Origin of the sequence: Avibacterium sp. 20-126 (assembly GCF_044358625.1) — a bacterium.
GTDB lineage: Bacteria > Pseudomonadota > Gammaproteobacteria > Enterobacterales > Pasteurellaceae > Avibacterium.
Map to the genome: position 1 here is coordinate 543,462 of NZ_CP091457.1, position 17,488 is coordinate 560,949.

Here is a 17,488-nt window from a genome sequence, read left to right on the forward strand (position 1 = left end):
AATGGAAATGTGGCATTTATTCTGGGGACTTATAGGCACCTTGCTTCTTGCTTCTGCAATTGGTTATAGTTTGAAGTGGAAAGTGGGGTTTTCTACCCCTCATACAGTCATTGACAACCTTAATCATCGTATTAATGCGTGGTGGGTAATGATTTTAATTATTTTTGCTGCCGCTTATTTAGGATTTTACGCCGTTTTACTGCTTTTCTTCCTTATCTCATTTACCGCATTACGTGAATTTTTATCCCTTATTGATATTCGGCGTGGTGATCATTTTGCGTTAGTTGCTTGTTTTTATCTGATTTTACCATTGCAATATTATTTCATTGCCATAGACTGGTTTAGTATGTTTACTATTTTTATTCCCGTGTATGGATTTCTATTTTTACCGATTTTATCTGCTTTATTAGGTGATCCATCAAAATTTCTAGACCGCTCAAGTAAAGTGCAATGGGCCGTTATGATTGCTATATTCTGTATTTCTCACATACCCGCCATATTAACCTTGAATATTGAAGGTTTTGAAGGAAAAAGTTTATTGTTAATGATTTTCTTAATTCTTATTGTGCAAGCCAGCGATGTATTACAATATATATGGGGAAAATTATGTGGTAAACATAAAATCGCCCCCACGTTATCACCTTCTAAAACAGTTGAAGGCTTTGTGGGTGGTGTATTTAGTGCCTCAATTTTAGGTGGCTTACTGGCTTGGCTCACCCCATTTACCGTAGTACAAGCGGTATTGATTAGTTTCATTATTTGTTTAATGGGATTTTTAGGCGGATTAGTGATGTCGGCAATGAAACGCAGTATGGGCGTGAAAGACTGGGGAAATATGATTAGTGGACATGGCGGAATGCTGGATCGTATGGATAGCCTTTGTTTTGCAGCCCCTGTCTTTTTCCATATTGTGAGATATTATTGGATTTAATAAAAGAAAAAAGAGGAAAAAATGACCGCACTTTTAAAAATTGGTTTAGTCTCTGTCTCTGACCGAGCATCGCAAGGGGTCTATACGGATCAAGGTATTCCTGAATTAAAGAAATGGCTAGAGCAAGCATTAGTTGAGCCTTTTGAGGTGGAAACCCGTTTAATTCCTGATGAACAGCCAATTATTGAACAGACATTATGTGAATTAGTGGATAAGCATCATTGTCATCTTGTATTAACCACAGGGGGAACAGGCCCTGCTAAACGTGATGTTACCCCTGATGCCACACTGGCAATAGCCGATCGGGAAATGCCGGGGTTCGGTGAACAAATGCGCCAGGTGAGCTTGCATTTTGTCCCGACCGCGATTTTATCGCGACAAGTTGGCGTAATTCGTAAAAATAGTTTAATTTTAAACTTACCGGGACAACCGAAAGCCATCAAAGAAACCCTTGAGGGTGTGAAAGATGAGCAAGGTAATGTATTAGTGAAAGGCATTTTTTCCGCAGTGCCATATTGTTTACAATTAATTGATGGTATTTATATTGAGACAAAACCTGAAATTATTACCAGTTTTAGACCTAAATCCGCACGACGCGAAAAATAATTAAGTGAGGTAACTTATGAAAAAAATTGAAGCAATTATCAAACCATTTAAACTCGATGATGTCCGTGAAGCCTTATCAGATATTGGCATTACAGGAATGACAGTAACAGAAGTACGTGGTTTTGGACGACAAAAAGGGCATACCGAGCTTTATCGAGGTGCGGAATATATGGTGGATTTTCTGCCAAAAGTAAAAATGGAAATGGTCATTTCTGATGACGTGGTGGAGCAGTGTATTCAGGCGATTATGGAAACCGCACAAACAGGCAAAATTGGTGATGGTAAAATTTTTGTCTATGACGTAGAGCGCGTAATCCGAATTCGCACGGGTGAGGAAAACGAGGAAGCCGTATAATGGATAAGCGTTTGCCGATCAGCCAATTATTAATGGCATTGTCTGCCTTGGTAGTCATTCTGGCTGGGGTGAAATTGGCAGGGGAAATTGTTGTTCCATTTTTGCTCTCCTTATTTATCGCCATTATTTGCTCACCTGTGGTGAAGTTTATGACCAAACGTAAACTACCACATTGGCTGGCGCTAAGTTTACTGTTTTTAATGATTTTGACGGTATTTTTCTTTCTTGTTAGCTTAATTAATAGTACAGCGAGAGAATTTACCCAATCGATCCCACAATACCGCGTATTACTTTCACAACGACTCAATGATCTTGCGACAATCACGCAAGGTTTACATTTACCCGTGAGAGATTTACAGCAACAAATTATGGATCATTTTGATCCCGCAATGATAATGAACTTTGCCAGCGGATTTTTACTGAGTTTCTCAGGCGTAGTAACCAACGTATTTGTGCTATTTTTAGTGGTACTGTTTATGTTGTTAGAAGCCCCCACGGCTAAACATAAATTTGCAGTGGCATTTAGCAAACCTAACCAAGTGGCACAATACGAAGGTTATATTGATCGCATTTTGCAAGGCGTAATGGATTATCTTGGTGTGAAAACCTTTACCAGCTTTTTAACGGGCTTAAGCGTATTTATTTTGCTGAAAATTTTTGGCGTGCAATATGCTATTTTGTGGGCAACACTTAGTTTTCTACTTAATTATGTGCCAAATATTGGCTCAATTATTGCAGCCATTCCCATTATTGTACAAGCGTTATTACTCAATGGCTTTTTCACGGGAATTGGCGTTACCATTGGGGTTATCAGCCTAAATATGATCATCGGCAATGTGCTTGAACCAAGAATGATGGGGAAAACTCTCGGGCTTTCTACCCTTGTCGTGTTTCTCTCCCTTTTATTCTGGGGCTGGTTGCTCGGCTCAGTGGGAATGTTCCTTTCTGTTCCCCTCACAATGGTACTAAAAATCGCCCTCGAAGCCAGCCCAGATACAGTGAAATACGCTGCGTTACTTGGGGAAACGAAGTAATTCAACTAAATATTTTATAGGTTATCAATATGAATAATGCTAAGAAAGTTTTTGATGAAGGATTCAATTTTTATAACAATAATAATTTAGAAGCTGCAATAAAGGCTTGGTCAAGTATCACTCGTGGAGATGATAAGAAAGTTTATGCAGTGAGTCGTTTTAATTTAGGTAATTTATATCAAGAAACTAATGAAAAAGATGAAGCAATAAAGGCTTGGTCAAGTATCACTCGTGAAGATGATAAGAAAGTTTATGCAATGAGTCGTTTTAATTTAGGTAATTTATATAAAGAAACTAATAAAAAAGATGAAGCAATAAAGGCTTGGTCAAGTATCACTCGTGAAGATGATAAGGAAGCATATGCAATGAGTCGTTTTAATTTAGGTAATTTATATAAAGAAACTAATGAAAAAGATGGAGCAATAAGGGCTTGGTTAAATATCACTCGTGAAGATAATAAGAAAGCTTATGCCGGGAGTCGTGTTAATTTAGGTAATTTATATAAAGAAACTAATGAAAAAGATGAAGCAATAAAGGCTTGGTCAAGTATCACTCGTGAAGATGATAAAGAATATTATGCAAGGAGTCTTGTTAATTTAGGTGATTTATATAAAGAAACTAATAAAAAAGATGAAGCAATAAAGGCTTGGAAAAACATAAATTGTGATGACTACCAAGAGGCTTATATTAGCGCTCAATTCTATCTTGGGAAACTGTATCAAGAAAATAAGGAAGATAAAGAAGCAAAAGAATGTTATAAAAATGTAATTAAACTTGGGAATAGTGCGTTTATTTATGAAGCTAATATACACTTAAGAATTCTAGAAATAAGTTCTAGTAATAATCAAGAGGAGCTGAAAGACTTATTTGAAAAAATAGATTCGATACTTAAAAAGTTGCTTGTATATCCAAATAGGAGTTTAAAAGATTGTTCAGAAGTTGCTCATTATACTCGTGCTTCGACAGCACTTCTTTTATTGGAAATAGATAAGGAAAAAGTTAGTCATTTTCGATTAAATTCAATTAGAGGGGTAAATGATCCAAAAGAAGGAGTGCTACTATCTGAATATTTAAATTTAGATAATCTCAGTGAGCAGCGAGAGTTTATTTCTTTTATTAGCTGTTTTACTTTTAATCATGATAGCCTTAATCAGTTTAGGCTTTATGGTAAAGAAAATAATAGAGAAGCATCAGGCGTTAGCTTGGTTTTTGATGTGAATAAATTTTTTAGCTCTAAATATTTAGATAGATTTTTATCTTTTTCAACATTGGATGAGAATTTAGAAGCTAGAAATGATAGTCCTGAAGAGAATAAGTTACCTCTTTATCGTTGTATTTATATTGATCCTAAAAGTAATTATCTATCTATTGCTAAAAGAAGTAAGATTACTTTCTTTAGGCAATATAATGATGGGAAAGAGAAATGGAAAGAATATCAAAAGGAGTTAAAAAAGATAGAAGATACTGTAAGAAAAAAATTTAACTCAGTAAAAAAAATTATGCGTAAGATTAATAGTAATGACAATAAGGTCAAAGAATTAATACGCGATATATTAATGCCTCTACAGTATTTAGTTAAGCATTATGCTTTTGAAGAAGAACAAGAGTGTAGAATGGTAAGCATACGTTCTTTAACAAAAGATCCGAGAATAAACGTTGATGAACAGTTTAATTCTATGTATATAGAATATCCTATTAGCGTTAGAGATGCCGTGGAAAAAGTTTATCTTTCTATTGGTGCTAGAGATAAAGAACATTTTTTCATTAGAAAATTAGGCAATCATAGAAAAGTTGTCCTTTCAGAAAACCCATTCAGACAAAAGTAAACAGTGAAAAACTCCCAAAAATCCCACCGCACTTTGTTTTTTGGATTTTCTGTATTCTCTAAAATTTTTGCGATCTTGAACGCAAAAAAGTGCGGTGGTTTTTTCTTTTATTTTTCTGTTGGCTAAAATAGCGTTCAGGTTAGGCTGAAATTGCTAGATTAATCAAACATAACTCTGTACAATCGCAACTCATTTTTTAAGCGGTAGAAATTTTCTTAATTTATAGCTTGCAAACTTATACTGAAAAAGAAAAAAGTTTAGCTATATCAATGCCGTAATGTGTAATAACGAGGCTTTATGTTAGAACAGAATACAATTCAACAAGAAAGCAACCAGCTTTCAGCAGAACCTAAGAAGAAAATTAATTTAATGAATTTAACACGCCAGCAAATGCGTGAATTTTTTCAAGAATTAGGAGAAAAACCGTTTCGTGCGGATCAATTAGTCAAATGGATTTACCATTTTGGTGAAGACAATTTTGACAATATGACGAATATTAACAAGAAGTTACGCGAAAAACTAAAAGCGGTAGCAGAAATTAAAGCACCAGAAGTAGCGGTAGAGCAACGTTCTGCAGACGGCACGATCAAATGGGCGATGCAAGTGGGCGATCAGCAGGTTGAAACCGTGTATATTCCTGAGGCTGATAGAGCCACTCTTTGTGTGTCTTCCCAAGTGGGCTGTGCCTTGGCTTGTACTTTTTGTTCCACGGCTCAACAAGGGTTTAACCGCAATTTAACCGTGTCTGAAATTATCGGACAAGTGTGGCGTGCCTCAAAAATTATTGGGAATTTTGGCGTAACGGGTGTGCGCCCTATCACGAATGTAGTGATGATGGGAATGGGCGAGCCTTTGCTCAATGTGGCAAATGTGGTACCAGCAATGGAAATTATGCTGGATGATTTTGCTTATGGGTTATCAAAACGCCGTGTAACCCTATCTACTTCTGGGGTTGTGCCAGCATTGGATAAATTAAGTGAAATGATTGATGTGGCATTAGCGATTTCTTTGCACGCGCCAAATGATGAATTACGTGATGAAATTGTGCCATTAAACAAAAAATATAATATCAAAACGCTAATTGATTCAGTGAATCGTTACTTATCGGTTTCTAACGCCAATCACGGTAAGGTTACGATTGAATATGTGATGCTGGATCACGTTAATGACAGTGTAGAACACGCTCACCAGTTAGCGGAAGTATTAAAAAATACGCCTTGTAAGATCAATTTGATCCCTTGGAATCCGTTCCCTGAAGCCCCTTATGCGAAAAGTTCTAACACACGTATTGATCGTTTCCAAAAAACCTTGATGGAATATGGCTTTACGGTGATAGTTCGCAAAACCCGTGGTGATGATATTGATGCCGCCTGTGGACAGTTAGCGGGGGACGTGATTGACCGTACTAAACGTACGGCACAGAAAAAGCGTTTTGGTGAACAAATTAACGCGGTGCAAGTACAATAAACAAAAATAATCAATCGTATCAGCAAAAAAGGAGAGAAAAAATGAAAATACGTTATTGTCTGGTTACGCTTTTTTCTCTCTTGCTGTGTGCTTGCGTTTCCTCGCAGACAAGCCAAGAGGATTTCGATAAGCAACAAGCCGCGAAAGCGAGGGTAGAGCTTGCGATTGGCTATTTAGAACAGCGAGAACTCCGTTTAGCCAAACAAAATCTAGATAAGGCTTTGGCTTATGCACCCAACGATTATTTAGTCCATTCTGCATTAGCCTATTTTTATCAATTACAAGGCGATACTGAGCGTGCGGAAAATGCCTATTTAAACGCCTTAAAATTAGAGGCTAAACAAGGCGATGTGTTGAATAATTATGCGGTCTTTCTATGTGAGCAAGGGCGTTTTTCTCAAGCCTATCAACAATTCCAACAAGCCTTAAATTCACCTAATTATTATCAACAAGCGGATACCTACGAGAATCTTGCCCTTTGTGCTTTGGCAGAAAAAAACAGCGCACTTTATCAGCAGTATCGGGACTTATTAGAAAAAGTTGCACCAACACGTGCCAATTCACTGCCCGCAAACGTAATGCAACACTAACGTTTTCTTTTCAAATTGTGAAAATTGAAGGCATTTTTCCTTGATGAGTTGAATAGGCTGATTTTCTTTGTTAATTCGTCATAAATTCATTGATTAATGGTTGCAAAACAGAGATGACAACTTTAAACTTTAGCTTTTGAATTTTAACGCTGAGTGCCTTGATTTTCGCATTTTGCTAAAGTGTCGCGCTGAGTGAAATCCTACAATTAAATTTTAAGAGAATTCCTTATGGCAACCTCAAATGAGAACCAAGAAACCATTCAACAAAGTTTAGGTGAACATTTTCGCCAAGCGCGAGAAGCATTAAATTTATCGTTAGATGATGTCTCTAAACAACTCAATTTACGTCCTTCAATTTTACAACGTTTGGAAAATAATGAGTTTACACATAGTTCTATTTCAGCAACTTACATCAAAGGCTATATCCGCAATTATGCAAAATATTTACGTTTACCTGAAAGTCTTTGGTCGTCCGTGGTAAATTCCCTTGAGGAAACAACAAAAAATGATTTAACTCGTGGTGTGCGTGCGACTCAAGCAGTGAATGAATATTCTTCACATAATCGTTGGATCGGATGGGTATCAGCGGTTGTGGTTATCGCTTTATTAGCTGTAACGGCACTTTGGTGGTGGGAGAACTATCAAAAATCGAATGCAGAGCGTGATGATTTAGTGCAAAACTATGTGGAAACACAGCAAGAAAACAGTACGCAAAATAGTGCAACTTCACAAGAAAACGTGATTGCGCTTACACCTAAAGCGATTGATGCTGAAAAAACAGCGCAAAATTCTACCGCACTTTCTCAACCTGTTACGGTAGAGCAAATTGCGCCAGTGGAAGAAAATAACACAAATGCAAAAGCGAGCGTAGAAAATGGGCAGCCACAGGTGGCAGCAGTTCAATCTGTGAGTGCAGAAAATACTGATCGCCAAGTGCAATCTGAAACTTCAGCGCAGCTATTACAATCAGAAATGAATAAAATTAATGCGGGTGAAAATCGCAGTACAATGGAAAGTGCGGTGGAAAATCCTGCTGTTTCTATACCAACTAGTGATGCTGTACTGCGTATTGAAATTACGGGTGCGAGCTGTTGGGTTCGGGTACGTGATGCCAATCGCAAGGTGCTAGCTGAAAAACTTTACAAACAAGGTGAAGTGTTGAATTTTGATCAAAATACCGCTTATGATCTCACGATTGGCGCACCAAGCAACGTAAAAATTACTTATAAAGGCGAGGCTTATCCGCTTAAAGTGGATGGTCGTGTCGCTAAATTCAAATTGCAATAAGCAAAGAGATTACAATGTCGTCATTTAAACCGAATATTAAACGTCGTCAATCGACAAAAATTTATGTGGGTAATGTGCCAGTAGGGGGCGATGCGCCGATTGCTGTGCAGTCTATGACTAATACGCGCACCACAGATGTAGAGGCTACGGTAGCACAAATCAAAGCGCTTGAACGTGTAGGCGCAGATATCGTGCGTGTTTCTGTGCCAACAATGGATGCAGCTGAAGCCTTCAAATTGATTAAGCAACAAGTGAATGTGCCATTAGTGGCGGATATTCATTTTGATTATCGTATTGCCTTAAAAGTAGCAGAATATGGCGTGGATTGTTTACGTATTAACCCGGGTAATATTGGACGCGAAGATCGCATTCGTGCGGTAGTGGATTGTGCGAAAGATAAAAATATTCCAATTCGTATCGGGGTGAACGCAGGCTCATTAGAACGTGATATTCAAGAGAAATTTGGCGAGCCTACGCCTGAAGCCTTGCTTGAAAGTGCGTTACGTCACGTTGAAATTCTAGATCGTCTGAATTTTGATCAGTTTAAAGTAAGTGTTAAGGCGTCAGATGTCTTCCTTGCCGTGGAAAGCTATCGCTTACTAGCGAAAGCCATCAAGCAACCATTACATTTAGGGATCACTGAAGCGGGTGGCGCGAGGGCTGGCGCAGTAAAATCAGCAGTAGGATTGGGAATGCTCTTGGCGGAAGGCATTGGTGATACGTTGCGCGTTTCTTTAGCCGCTGATCCAGTAGAGGAAATTAAAGTCGGATTTGATATTTTGAAGTCCCTACGTATTCGTTCACGTGGTATTAATTTTATTGCTTGCCCAACCTGTTCCCGTCAAGAATTTGACGTTATTGGCACAGTAAATGCCCTTGAACAACGCCTTGAAGATATTATTACGCCAATGGACGTGTCTATTATTGGCTGTGTGGTTAATGGACCGGGGGAGGCGCTTGTGTCTGATTTGGGCGTAACTGGCGGTAATAAGAAAAGCGGTTATTATGTTGATGGTGAACGCCAAAAAGAACGTTTTGATAACGAAGATTTAATTAACCAATTAGAAGCGAAGATCCGTGCCAAAGTTGCACAACAAGATCCCAAAAATCGAATTATTTAAGGAAAATATTGTGGCAAAAACAATTCAAGCAATTCGTGGAATGAATGATTGCTCCCCAACGGAAAGCCCTTTGTGGCAATGGGTGGAAAGCAAAGTACGCAATGTTCTACAAAGTTATGGGTATTCTGAAGTACGTATGCCGATCGTGGAAAGTACGCCACTTTTCGCACGAGCAATTGGCGAAGTAACCGATGTTGTTTCAAAAGAAATGTACACTTTTTGGGATAATGATGAACAGCTTACCCTTCGTCCTGAAGGAACGGCTGGTTGTGTACGTGCAGCCATTGAACACGGCTGGATTTATAATAACGAACAACGTTTGTGGTATATGGGGCCAATGTTCCGCCACGAACGCCCACAAAAAGGGCGTTATCGTCAGTTTCATCAAGCAGGGGTAGAAATATTTGGTATTGCTAACCCTGAAATTGATGCCGAATTAATTTTGCTCACTGCGCGTTTATGGAAAGAATTAGGTATCGAACAGCACGTCAGCTTACAGCTTAATTCCATTGGCTCGTTAGAAGCGCGCAAAAATTATCGTTCTGCTTTGGTTGAATTTTTGCAACAACATATTGATTTATTAAGTGATGAAGAAAAAGAGAGGTTAGAAAAAAATCCATTGCGGATTTTGGACAGCAAAAATCAAGCGTTGCAAGACGTGCTTAATGGCGCACCAAAATTACTCGATTATTTAGATGAAGAAAGCCGTGTGCATTTTGCTCAGCTTTGTACTTTGCTAGATCAAATGGGCATTGCTTATGAGGTTAATCCAAAATTAGTACGAGGTTTGGATTATTACAACAAAACCGTGTTTGAATGGGTAACGAACGCACTGGGAGCGCAAGGCACGGTATGTGGTGGTGGTCGTTATGATGGTTTAGTTGAACAGCTTGGCGGACACGCAACAACGGGGGTTGGTTTTGCAATGGGCTTAGAACGCTTAGTGCTATTAGTGCAGGAGGTGAATCATCAAATTGCATTACCAAGAGCGGTGGATATTTATATGGTTTACTCAGGGGAAGGCACAACCTTACCCGCGTTTCAATTAGCTGAAAAATTGCGTGAAAATTTACCGCACTTACGTATTATGACCCATTGCAGTGGGGGAAATTTTAAAAAGCAATTTAAGCGTGCTGATAAAGTCGGTGCAAACTTTGCCCTTGTGATTGGTGAAACTGAGGCAGCAACTCAGCAAGTTGTAGTGAAAGATCTGCTTGCGGGAACTCAACAAGTCTTATCATTAGATAATGTCGTAGATTATTTACACAAAGCATTTTAATAAGGAAACATTATGGCTTATACCATTGAAGAAGAACAAGAACTGAATGAAATAAAAAATTGGTGGAAAGAAAATGGCAAATTGGTTGTGGCTATTTTTGTACTAACGCTCGCTGGAGTTTTTGGCTGGCGTTATTGGCAATCTCATCAAATTGCGCAAAATCAACAACGTTCAGTGCAATATGAGCAACTTGCCAGCCAATTCCAAGCAGATAAAGTAAACGTGGATAGTGTAGAACAATTTGCACAAAGTAATGATAAAACCGCTTATGCCGTGTTTGCTTTATTGGATGCAGCAAATGTTTCTGTGCAAAAACAGGATTATGCTCAAGCAGAAAATTTATTAAAACAAGCGGTAACTAATGCCAATGATGACATTTTGCGTTCTGTGAGTGCATTACGTTTGGCGGCAGTACAATTCCAACAACAGCAATTCGATAATGCGTTAGCCTCGCTTGATCTCATTAAAGGAGAGGCGTGGAACAGCGCAGCTTTCTTATTAAAAGGGGATATTCAACTCGCTAAAGGCGATAAACAAAACGCCAAAGCCAGTTTTGAACAAGGGCTAAAAAATGCCAGCCCAGTGGAAACAGATTTAATCCAAGTGCGGTTAAATAATCTCTAATCTTTTCAAGGCTTGCCAAGTGCAAGCCTTTTTCTTATAGCTAACTTTGCCAAACATTAAAAGCGTATGTAATGTGTATGGATGTATCCGTCCGCGAATTTTGGGAAACGTAACTACTAAAAGTGAGAAATTTGAAAAATTGAACGTTTCCCATGTTAAGCGGTTATTGTTCGCTAAAAGTGAGAAACAAAAACGCCCTTTAAATCATCATTAAAGGGCGTTTAAAATTTATACTTTATAACTTGTAAACCATATTATCCTCATACTTACCTGAATAGCTTGCTGAGGTATTGACTACAATTTATTAGAGTTTGTATCTTTAAAAGAATTCAATTGTTTTAATTATTTAACTGCTGATGGTGGTTGAGGTTTAGGTGGGTGAGAATCTCCTTTTTGAGGTGATACTCTAACTTTAAAGTTTAGTCCTTCATTGAGGGGGCGTAGTGTTATCCCTTCCATGGAAACTACATTATTTTTTATTGGGTTAGTATTTTTTTTATCTGCCATTTAATTCCTACCATTTATAGCTTGAAGGTGGTCTATTGGGTGATTGCAAGATCAGGTCTTTATAACTACAAGCTAAGCAGACATGATCCATTTCAGATATTGGTTTTAAATTACCACTATCTTCAATCCTATATAGTGTTACATCTCTTAAAATCAACTCATATTCATTTTCTTTTTCATTGATAGAATCAATAATTCCTCGGTACATCAGATTTTTGCTATAAAATAGAGCATCTATGTAATTACCTTCGTATTTTTTTGACATTAGGACAAAAACACTATAGATTCCATACTTATCAGTAATACCACATTTTTGCAAAAATCTGGATAAAACCTCTGTTTTCTCTAATCGACATAAAAGCATGGCATTAATCAATGCAACAACTCCAGCCCACATAATTTCCGAATAAGGGATTTCATTCTTTTGCGAAACATTGTACACAAATTGCCAAGAATCAAGGAAAACCACCTTATATTCTTTCCAATTATCTATGCCTACATGTAGAAATTGGCAAAAAAGTTGTATTAGTTGCAAGGTAAAATAAGCCAAGATTCCATAAAAAATGATCAATAATGAGTAGATATAGTTCCCCCAAGGTTTATGTTCTGTAAATTTATCAAGAAATATCGTTGTAATAATACCAGGAAATAGTAGCATCACGATTTTTATACTTAATTCATCCATATAAAGACTCCTTTACGCCTATTTCCTGTATTCTACATTAAATGTTTTTCAAAAAGCAGCTATTTCACAAATCTTTCTGAATTATTCAAATACTTCAAAATCTTGCAATTTTCGATATTTTTGAATTGTTTAGCCGCTTGTGTGTAACAACCTTTGCCACCATCAAATAAAGCCCATCCAATAACTTTTGTTTGCTTGTCGAGATTGTCTGATTTTCGTTTGTTGTTTCAACCATTAAATTTTCCCTTTCTTAAACATTGCCGCCAACTGATTCGGGCTAAATAGCCAGCCTTCTTCATTGCCTGAAAGCGCATTAAAACACCATTCAGAACAAAAATACTTACTGCGTTTTTGCTTAATGCTCAACACAATGCCAAGCGCTCCCCACCAATCATAAGTTTAAACGACTATAATGAATGAGTAGTCTGATGGCTAAAGTGATAAATAAGCCATTATTAGTGGATGAGCAGTATTTAGCGTTCTTTAGTGATACTTAATGTTCATAGGATTGTGGGAAAGCTGAAAATCCACATCAGTTAGATGTGGATTATGGTCTTGGTGCAGAGGAAAAAGAAAAGTCGTATATAAAGGGCAAACTTTATATTTTAACTTACTCTTCCATATATCCTAGACTACGCAATGCTCTTTCATCATCAGCCCAGCCGGATTTTACTTTTACCCAAAGTTCTAGATGCACTTTGTTGTCAAATAAACGTTCCATATCAGCACGCGCTTCTGTGCCAATGACTTTGATTTTTTGTCCCTTATTTCCAATCACCATTTTTTTCTGACCTTCTCGCTCAACGAGGATGAGTCCATTGATTTCATAAGTGCCGCGTTCATTTGTTTTGAATTGTTCAATTTCTACCGTAACCGAATAAGGGAGTTCTTCGCCCATAAAACGCATTAATTTTTCACGAATGATTTCTGATGCCATAAAGCGTTGCGAGCGGTCGGTAACGTAATCTTCAGGGAAGTGATGAACCCCTTGACGTAATGATTGGCGTACAATTTTCTCTAGTTCTTGTACGTTATTGCCACGTTGTGCAGAAATAGGAATAATGGCTTTAAAGTCAAATTTTTGGCTGATTTCTGTGATGAAAGGCAATAAGGCTTCTTTATCTTTGATGTTGTCAATTTTGTTTATCGCTAACACCACGGGTGCTTTGGCTCGGCGAAGTTTATTCAATACCATTTCATCATCGTCGTTCCAGTGCGTGCCATCTACCACAAAGATAATTAAATCCACATCGCCAATTGCACTGCTTGCTGCTCGGTTCATTAAGCGGTTAATTGCACGTTTTTCTTCAATATGTAATCCGGGGGTATCAACATAGATAGCTTGATAAGCGCCTTCAGTGTGAATTCCCACAATACGATGACGTGTTGTTTGTGCTTTTCTTGAAGTAATGGAAATCTTTTGCCCTAAGATTTTATTTAATAAGGTTGATTTTCCAACATTTGGGCGCCCTACGATAGCAATAAATCCACAATAAGTGGGATGTTCGTACTGATGTTCTGTTATTTGTGTCATTTTATATCCAATATTTTTAAGATTTGTTGCGCGGCGGCTTGTTCGGCTTTGCGACGGCTAGAACCAACGCCAATAAAAGTGCGGTCAATTTTTTTTACGTTTTCCACACGGCATTCAACGGTGAAAGTTTGATTATGTGCTTCACCTCTGATATTGACGACATTGTAGCTAGGAAGTGGCAGATGATCTGCTTGCAAATATTCTTGTAAACGAGTTTTCGGATCTTTCTGATTTTCCCCCGGCTTAATCTCGCGTAATAACCGTTGATACCATAAGCGTGTTACTTCGGTACTTGTGGCAAGATCGCGATCGAGTGAAATTGCGCCAATAATCGCTTCCATACAATCAGCAAGGATAGAGGCTCGACGAAAACCGCCGCTTTTTAACTCGCCAGAGCCTAATAGCATATACTCGCCTAATTCAAATTCTTTGGCGAGTTGAGCCAACGTTGGTTCGCGCACAAGGGTTGCACGCATACGTGTGAGTTCGCCTTCATTGCATTGAGGAAATTGTTGATATAAAGCATTGGCGATAGTGTAGTTCAAAATTGCATCACCTAAAAATTCCAAGCGTTCATTATGGTTTTTTGCGGCACTTCGGTGAGTCAGTGCTTGTTTGAGCCAATTGATATCTTGGAATTGATAGCCGATGTTACGCTGTAAGCGATCTAAGTTTTTTGTCATTGTGTTGATTATTCAATTTTTTATTTAATTGTGCTAAACATTCTGTCAAAACGCAGACCCGTTGGCCATTCGCCTTGTTTTTTATCAAGGCTTAACCAAATATATTTTGCTTTGCCTACAATATTTTTTTCTGGCACAAAACCCCAAAAACGGCTGTCTGCACTGTGATTACGGTTATCTCCCATTACAAAATATTCGCCTTGTGGCACAACCCATTCTGTAATGTAATTTTGTTGCTTGTCATAGCCTTGATATAAATAAGTCGCATTCGGTGGCTGTGGATCCCAATGAATTTGATGTGTAACATCGCCTGTTTCGGTTACTTTCAATGGGTGCATATCGCTATATATCGGTTTACCTTGACGGTCTTGCCCAATAATAATGTTGAAATCTGTATCGGGCTGCGGTTCGTTATAGGTAAATTCTTTTGTTACGCAATTTTCTGTACATTCTTTGCCATCTTTGCCATAAGTAATTGTGATGTGGCGATCGACTTCATTATATTTAATGCGATCCCCAGGAATGCCAACAATGCGTTTAATGTAATCTACGCTCGGCTCTGGCGGGGCTTTAAACACGATAATATCACCACGTTGCGGTTTGCCTGTTTCAATCAAGGTGTTTTGAAAAACAGGATCTTTAATACCGTAAGCATATTTTTCTACCAGTAGAAAATCGCCAACTCGTAAAGTCGGCTCCATAGAACCCGATGGAATTTGGAATGGCTCAAATAAGAAAGAGCGTAAAATTAAGACAAATGCGAGTACTGGAAAAAGTGAAGCTAAAAATTCACCGCCTTCTGAAATCGGTTCAATGCTGGCTTTTTCTTCCTCAGTTAAAGGTTTTCCACTACGTTGCTCTGCACGGGTAATTTGGCGGAGACGTTTTGGCAAAACAGCAAAACGGTAATAGCACCATAAGATCCCGCAAACTGCAGTGAATAAAATAAGTACAATGGTGAACGTATTCGGTAAGGCTAAATGTTCTAAATATCGCCAAATACCATAACCGACTGCGACAAGTAGCACAAAAAATAAATTTGATTTTGACATAATGCTTCCTTATTAGTCTTTACCAACGTGTAAGATAGCTAAAAATGCTTCTTGTGGCACTTCAACGTTACCTAAAGACTTCATTCGTTTTTTACCTTCTTTTTGTTTCTGCAACAATTTTTTCTTACGACTGACATCGCCACCGTAACATTTAGCTAGGACGTTTTTACGTAATTGTTTCACCGTTGAACGTGCGATAATGTGGTTACCAATAGCCGCTTGAATGGCAATATCAAATTGCTGACGTGGAATGAGTTCACGCATTTTTTCAACCAATTCACGACCACGATAAGGGGCGTTATCTTTGTGTACAATTAACGCAAGGGCATCAACACGCTCACCATTGATCATAATATCCACACGTACCATTTCTGAGGCTTGGAAACGTTTGAAACCATAATCTAATGATGCATAGCCACGAGACGTAGATTTAAGACGATCAAAGAAATCAAGCACCACTTCTCCCATTGGGATTTCATAAGTCAGCGCTACTTGGTTGCCGTGATAGACCATATTGGTCTGCACACCTCGTTTTTCAACACAGAGCGTGATGACATTACCTAAATAAGTTTGTGGCAAGAGCATATTACATTCTGCAATCGGCTCACGAATTTCACTAATATTATTAAGTGGTGGCAATTTTGATGGACTGTCCACATAAATCACTTCACCATTGGTTTGCAACACTTCATACACTACTGTTGGGGCAGTGGTAATTAAATCAAGATTATATTCACGTTCTAAACGCTCTTGAATAATTTCCATATGCAATAAGCCTAAGAATCCGCAACGGAAACCAAAGCCCAGAGCGGTAGAATTTTCTGGCTCATAGAATAGAGAGGCATCATTTAGGCTCAATTTGCCTAAGGCATCACGGAATGCTTCATAATCATCTGAACTAATTGGGAATAAGCCCGCATAAACCTGCGGTTTGACTTTTTTAAAGCCCGGTAACGCGGTGCTTGCTGGATTATTATGTAGGGTTAAGGTATCCCCTACTGGCGCGCCTAAAATATCTTTAATCGCACACACAACCCAACCAACTTCACCACAATTTAATACTTGAGTATCCACTTGTTTCGGGGTGAAAATGCCTAAGCGATCTACATTGTAAGATTGTCCTGTGGACATCACTTTAATCTTATCGCCTTTGCGTAAAGTACCGTTTTTAATACGTACAAGAGAAACCACGCCAAGGTAATTATCGAACCAAGAATCAATAATTAAGGCTTGTAGTGGGGCATTAGGGTCGCCTTCAGGTGCGGGGATTTTTTTTACGATTTCTTCTAGTACATCTTCAATGCCTTGCCCGGTTTTGGCAGAACAACGTACCGCATCCAGCGCATCAATACCAACAATATCTTCAATCTCTTCCGCAACACGCTCTGGCTCAGCCGCAGGCAAGTCAATCTTATTGAGAATTGGTACGACTTCCAAATCCATTTCAATGGCGGTATAACAGTTTGCCAAGGTTTGGGCTTCCACGCCTTGTCCCGCATCAACCACTAACAATGCCCCTTCACAAGCCGCAAGAGAACGCGATACCTCGTAAGAAAAATCCACGTGTCCCGGCGTATCAATAAAATTCAGCTGATAGGTTTCGCCATCTTTCGCTTTATAATTGAGCGTGACGCTTTGCGCTTTAATGGTGATCCCACGCTCACGCTCTAAATCCATTGAATCTAACACTTGCTCTGCCATTTCACGGTCAGACAGCCCCCCACAGGTCTGAATTAAACGATCTGAAAGGGTTGATTTCCCGTGGTCAATATGCGCAATGATTGAAAAGTTACGAATGTTTTTCATATTATTCTAAATAAACTAAACTCTAAAATTTGACAAAATTTAACTGGTCGATTGTACCTGAATATCGGTTTTTACGCTATATAAAAGGGAAAGTATTTGTG

General features: G+C 38.4%; 17 protein-coding genes and 1 pseudogene. 11 read left to right on the forward strand and 7 right to left on the reverse strand.

Annotation, left to right across the window (positions count from 1 at the left end):
* Window position 1: 1 nt before the first annotated feature.
* The 11 genes from L4F91_RS02615 to L4F91_RS02665 all read left to right on the forward strand — a co-directional run bounded on the left by L4F91_RS02615 (window position 2) and on the right by L4F91_RS02665 (window position 11,120).
* Window positions 2–931 carry a phosphatidate cytidylyltransferase gene (locus L4F91_RS02615; protein WP_265762196.1) on the forward strand — a complete coding sequence of 310 codons (930 nt, stop codon included), beginning with the start codon at window positions 2–4 and terminating at the stop codon, window positions 929–931.
* A 21-nt stretch (window positions 932–952) separates the two neighbouring features.
* Complete coding sequence (mog, locus tag L4F91_RS02620) at window positions 953–1,537, forward strand: molybdopterin adenylyltransferase (RefSeq protein ID WP_250350773.1); 585 nt, start codon at window positions 953–955, stop codon at window positions 1,535–1,537.
* Between the two features lie 16 nt (window positions 1,538–1,553).
* Window positions 1,554–1,892 (forward strand): nitrogen regulatory protein P-II, encoded by a 339-nt coding sequence (glnB, locus tag L4F91_RS02625; protein ID WP_250350772.1) that lies wholly within the window; start codon window positions 1,554–1,556, stop codon window positions 1,890–1,892.
* Complete coding sequence (locus L4F91_RS02630; RefSeq protein WP_395897104.1) at window positions 1,892–2,926, forward strand: AI-2E family transporter; 1,035 nt, start codon at window positions 1,892–1,894, stop codon at window positions 2,924–2,926. The genes glnB and L4F91_RS02630 overlap by 1 nt, the downstream gene beginning before the upstream one ends.
* A 29-nt stretch (window positions 2,927–2,955) precedes the next feature.
* On the forward strand, window positions 2,956–4,752 hold the full coding sequence (locus L4F91_RS02635; RefSeq protein WP_395897106.1) for a tetratricopeptide repeat protein: 1,797 nt from the start codon (window positions 2,956–2,958) through the stop codon (window positions 4,750–4,752).
* A gap of 297 nt (window positions 4,753–5,049) precedes the next feature.
* A complete protein-coding gene (locus L4F91_RS02640; protein WP_395897108.1) occupies window positions 5,050–6,219 on the forward strand; it encodes a bifunctional tRNA (adenosine(37)-C2)-methyltransferase TrmG/ribosomal RNA large subunit methyltransferase RlmN in 1,170 nt (389 codons plus the stop codon).
* A 41-nt stretch (window positions 6,220–6,260) separates the two neighbouring features.
* Window positions 6,261–6,809 carry a type IV pilus biogenesis/stability protein PilW gene (gene pilW, locus L4F91_RS02645; protein WP_395897110.1) on the forward strand — a complete coding sequence of 183 codons (549 nt, stop codon included), beginning with the start codon at window positions 6,261–6,263 and terminating at the stop codon, window positions 6,807–6,809.
* A 228-nt stretch (window positions 6,810–7,037) separates the two neighbouring features.
* Complete coding sequence (locus tag L4F91_RS02650; RefSeq protein WP_395897112.1) at window positions 7,038–8,096, forward strand: RodZ domain-containing protein; 1,059 nt, start codon at window positions 7,038–7,040, stop codon at window positions 8,094–8,096.
* A 14-nt stretch (window positions 8,097–8,110) separates the two neighbouring features.
* Window positions 8,111–9,217: a flavodoxin-dependent (E)-4-hydroxy-3-methylbut-2-enyl-diphosphate synthase gene (ispG, locus tag L4F91_RS02655; RefSeq protein WP_250350766.1), complete on the forward strand. Its 1,107-nt coding sequence runs from the start codon at window positions 8,111–8,113 to the stop codon at window positions 9,215–9,217.
* 10 nt (window positions 9,218–9,227) lie between these two features.
* A complete protein-coding gene (gene hisS, locus L4F91_RS02660; protein ID WP_395897114.1) occupies window positions 9,228–10,496 on the forward strand; it encodes a histidine--tRNA ligase in 1,269 nt (422 codons plus the stop codon).
* Between the two features lie 12 nt (window positions 10,497–10,508).
* Window positions 10,509–11,120, forward strand: coding sequence for a YfgM family protein (locus tag L4F91_RS02665; protein ID WP_250364222.1), 612 nt, complete (start codon window positions 10,509–10,511; stop codon window positions 11,118–11,120).
* A 342-nt stretch (window positions 11,121–11,462) separates the two neighbouring features.
* Here the strand turns inward: L4F91_RS02665 and L4F91_RS02670 are convergent, their stop codons facing one another.
* From L4F91_RS02670 to lepA, 7 genes and pseudogenes are all read right to left on the reverse strand, one after another.
* Window positions 11,463–11,627, reverse strand: coding sequence for a hypothetical protein (locus L4F91_RS02670; protein ID WP_395897116.1), 165 nt, complete (start codon window positions 11,625–11,627; stop codon window positions 11,463–11,465).
* A 7-nt stretch (window positions 11,628–11,634) separates the two neighbouring features.
* Window positions 11,635–12,312, reverse strand: a complete 678-nt coding sequence (locus L4F91_RS02675) for a hypothetical protein (RefSeq protein WP_395897118.1) — start codon at window positions 12,310–12,312, stop codon at window positions 11,635–11,637.
* Window positions 12,313–12,546: 234 nt separating this feature from the next.
* Window positions 12,547–12,708 (reverse strand): annotated as a pseudogene (locus L4F91_RS02680) (enoyl-CoA hydratase); the annotation flags it as partial.
* Between the two features lie 214 nt (window positions 12,709–12,922).
* On the reverse strand, window positions 12,923–13,846 hold the full coding sequence (gene era, locus L4F91_RS02685) for a GTPase Era (protein ID WP_265762193.1): 924 nt from the start codon (window positions 13,844–13,846) through the stop codon (window positions 12,923–12,925).
* Window positions 13,843–14,529: a ribonuclease III gene (rnc, locus tag L4F91_RS02690; RefSeq protein ID WP_250364223.1), complete on the reverse strand. Its 687-nt coding sequence runs from the start codon at window positions 14,527–14,529 to the stop codon at window positions 13,843–13,845. The genes era and rnc overlap by 4 nt, the downstream gene beginning before the upstream one ends.
* A gap of 20 nt (window positions 14,530–14,549) precedes the next feature.
* Complete coding sequence (gene lepB / locus L4F91_RS02695; RefSeq protein ID WP_250364224.1) at window positions 14,550–15,581, reverse strand: signal peptidase I; 1,032 nt, start codon at window positions 15,579–15,581, stop codon at window positions 14,550–14,552.
* 12 nt (window positions 15,582–15,593) lie between these two features.
* Window positions 15,594–17,387 carry a translation elongation factor 4 gene (lepA, locus tag L4F91_RS02700; protein WP_250350760.1) on the reverse strand — a complete coding sequence of 598 codons (1,794 nt, stop codon included), beginning with the start codon at window positions 17,385–17,387 and terminating at the stop codon, window positions 15,594–15,596.
* Window positions 17,388–17,488: the final 101 nt, after the last annotated feature.

Coding starts and splice junctions, on each gene's coding strand:
- lepB (WP_250364224.1), bottom strand. CDS start 15,581: ATGTCAAAATCAAATTTATTTTTTGTGCTACTTGTCGCAGTCGGTTAT.
- L4F91_RS02640 (WP_395897108.1), top strand. CDS start 5,050: ATGTTAGAACAGAATACAATTCAACAAGAAAGCAACCAGCTTTCAGCA.
- L4F91_RS02635 (WP_395897106.1), top strand. CDS start 2,956: ATGAATAATGCTAAGAAAGTTTTTGATGAAGGATTCAATTTTTATAAC.
- L4F91_RS02675 (WP_395897118.1), bottom strand. CDS start 12,312: ATGGATGAATTAAGTATAAAAATCGTGATGCTACTATTTCCTGGTATT.
- rnc (WP_250364223.1), bottom strand. CDS start 14,529: ATGACAAAAAACTTAGATCGCTTACAGCGTAACATCGGCTATCAATTC.
- lepA (WP_250350760.1), bottom strand. CDS start 17,387: ATGAAAAACATTCGTAACTTTTCAATCATTGCGCATATTGACCACGGG.
- L4F91_RS02670 (WP_395897116.1), bottom strand. CDS start 11,627: ATGGCAGATAAAAAAAATACTAACCCAATAAAAAATAATGTAGTTTCC.
- L4F91_RS02615 (WP_265762196.1), top strand. CDS start 2: ATGGAAATGTGGCATTTATTCTGGGGACTTATAGGCACCTTGCTTCTT.
- pilW (WP_395897110.1), top strand. CDS start 6,261: ATGAAAATACGTTATTGTCTGGTTACGCTTTTTTCTCTCTTGCTGTGT.
- mog (WP_250350773.1), top strand. CDS start 953: ATGACCGCACTTTTAAAAATTGGTTTAGTCTCTGTCTCTGACCGAGCA.
- era (WP_265762193.1), bottom strand. CDS start 13,846: ATGACACAAATAACAGAACATCAGTACGAACATCCCACTTATTGTGGA.
- ispG (WP_250350766.1), top strand. CDS start 8,111: ATGTCGTCATTTAAACCGAATATTAAACGTCGTCAATCGACAAAAATT.
- L4F91_RS02650 (WP_395897112.1), top strand. CDS start 7,038: ATGGCAACCTCAAATGAGAACCAAGAAACCATTCAACAAAGTTTAGGT.
- glnB (WP_250350772.1), top strand. CDS start 1,554: ATGAAAAAAATTGAAGCAATTATCAAACCATTTAAACTCGATGATGTC.
- L4F91_RS02630 (WP_395897104.1), top strand. CDS start 1,892: ATGGATAAGCGTTTGCCGATCAGCCAATTATTAATGGCATTGTCTGCC.
- L4F91_RS02665 (WP_250364222.1), top strand. CDS start 10,509: ATGGCTTATACCATTGAAGAAGAACAAGAACTGAATGAAATAAAAAAT.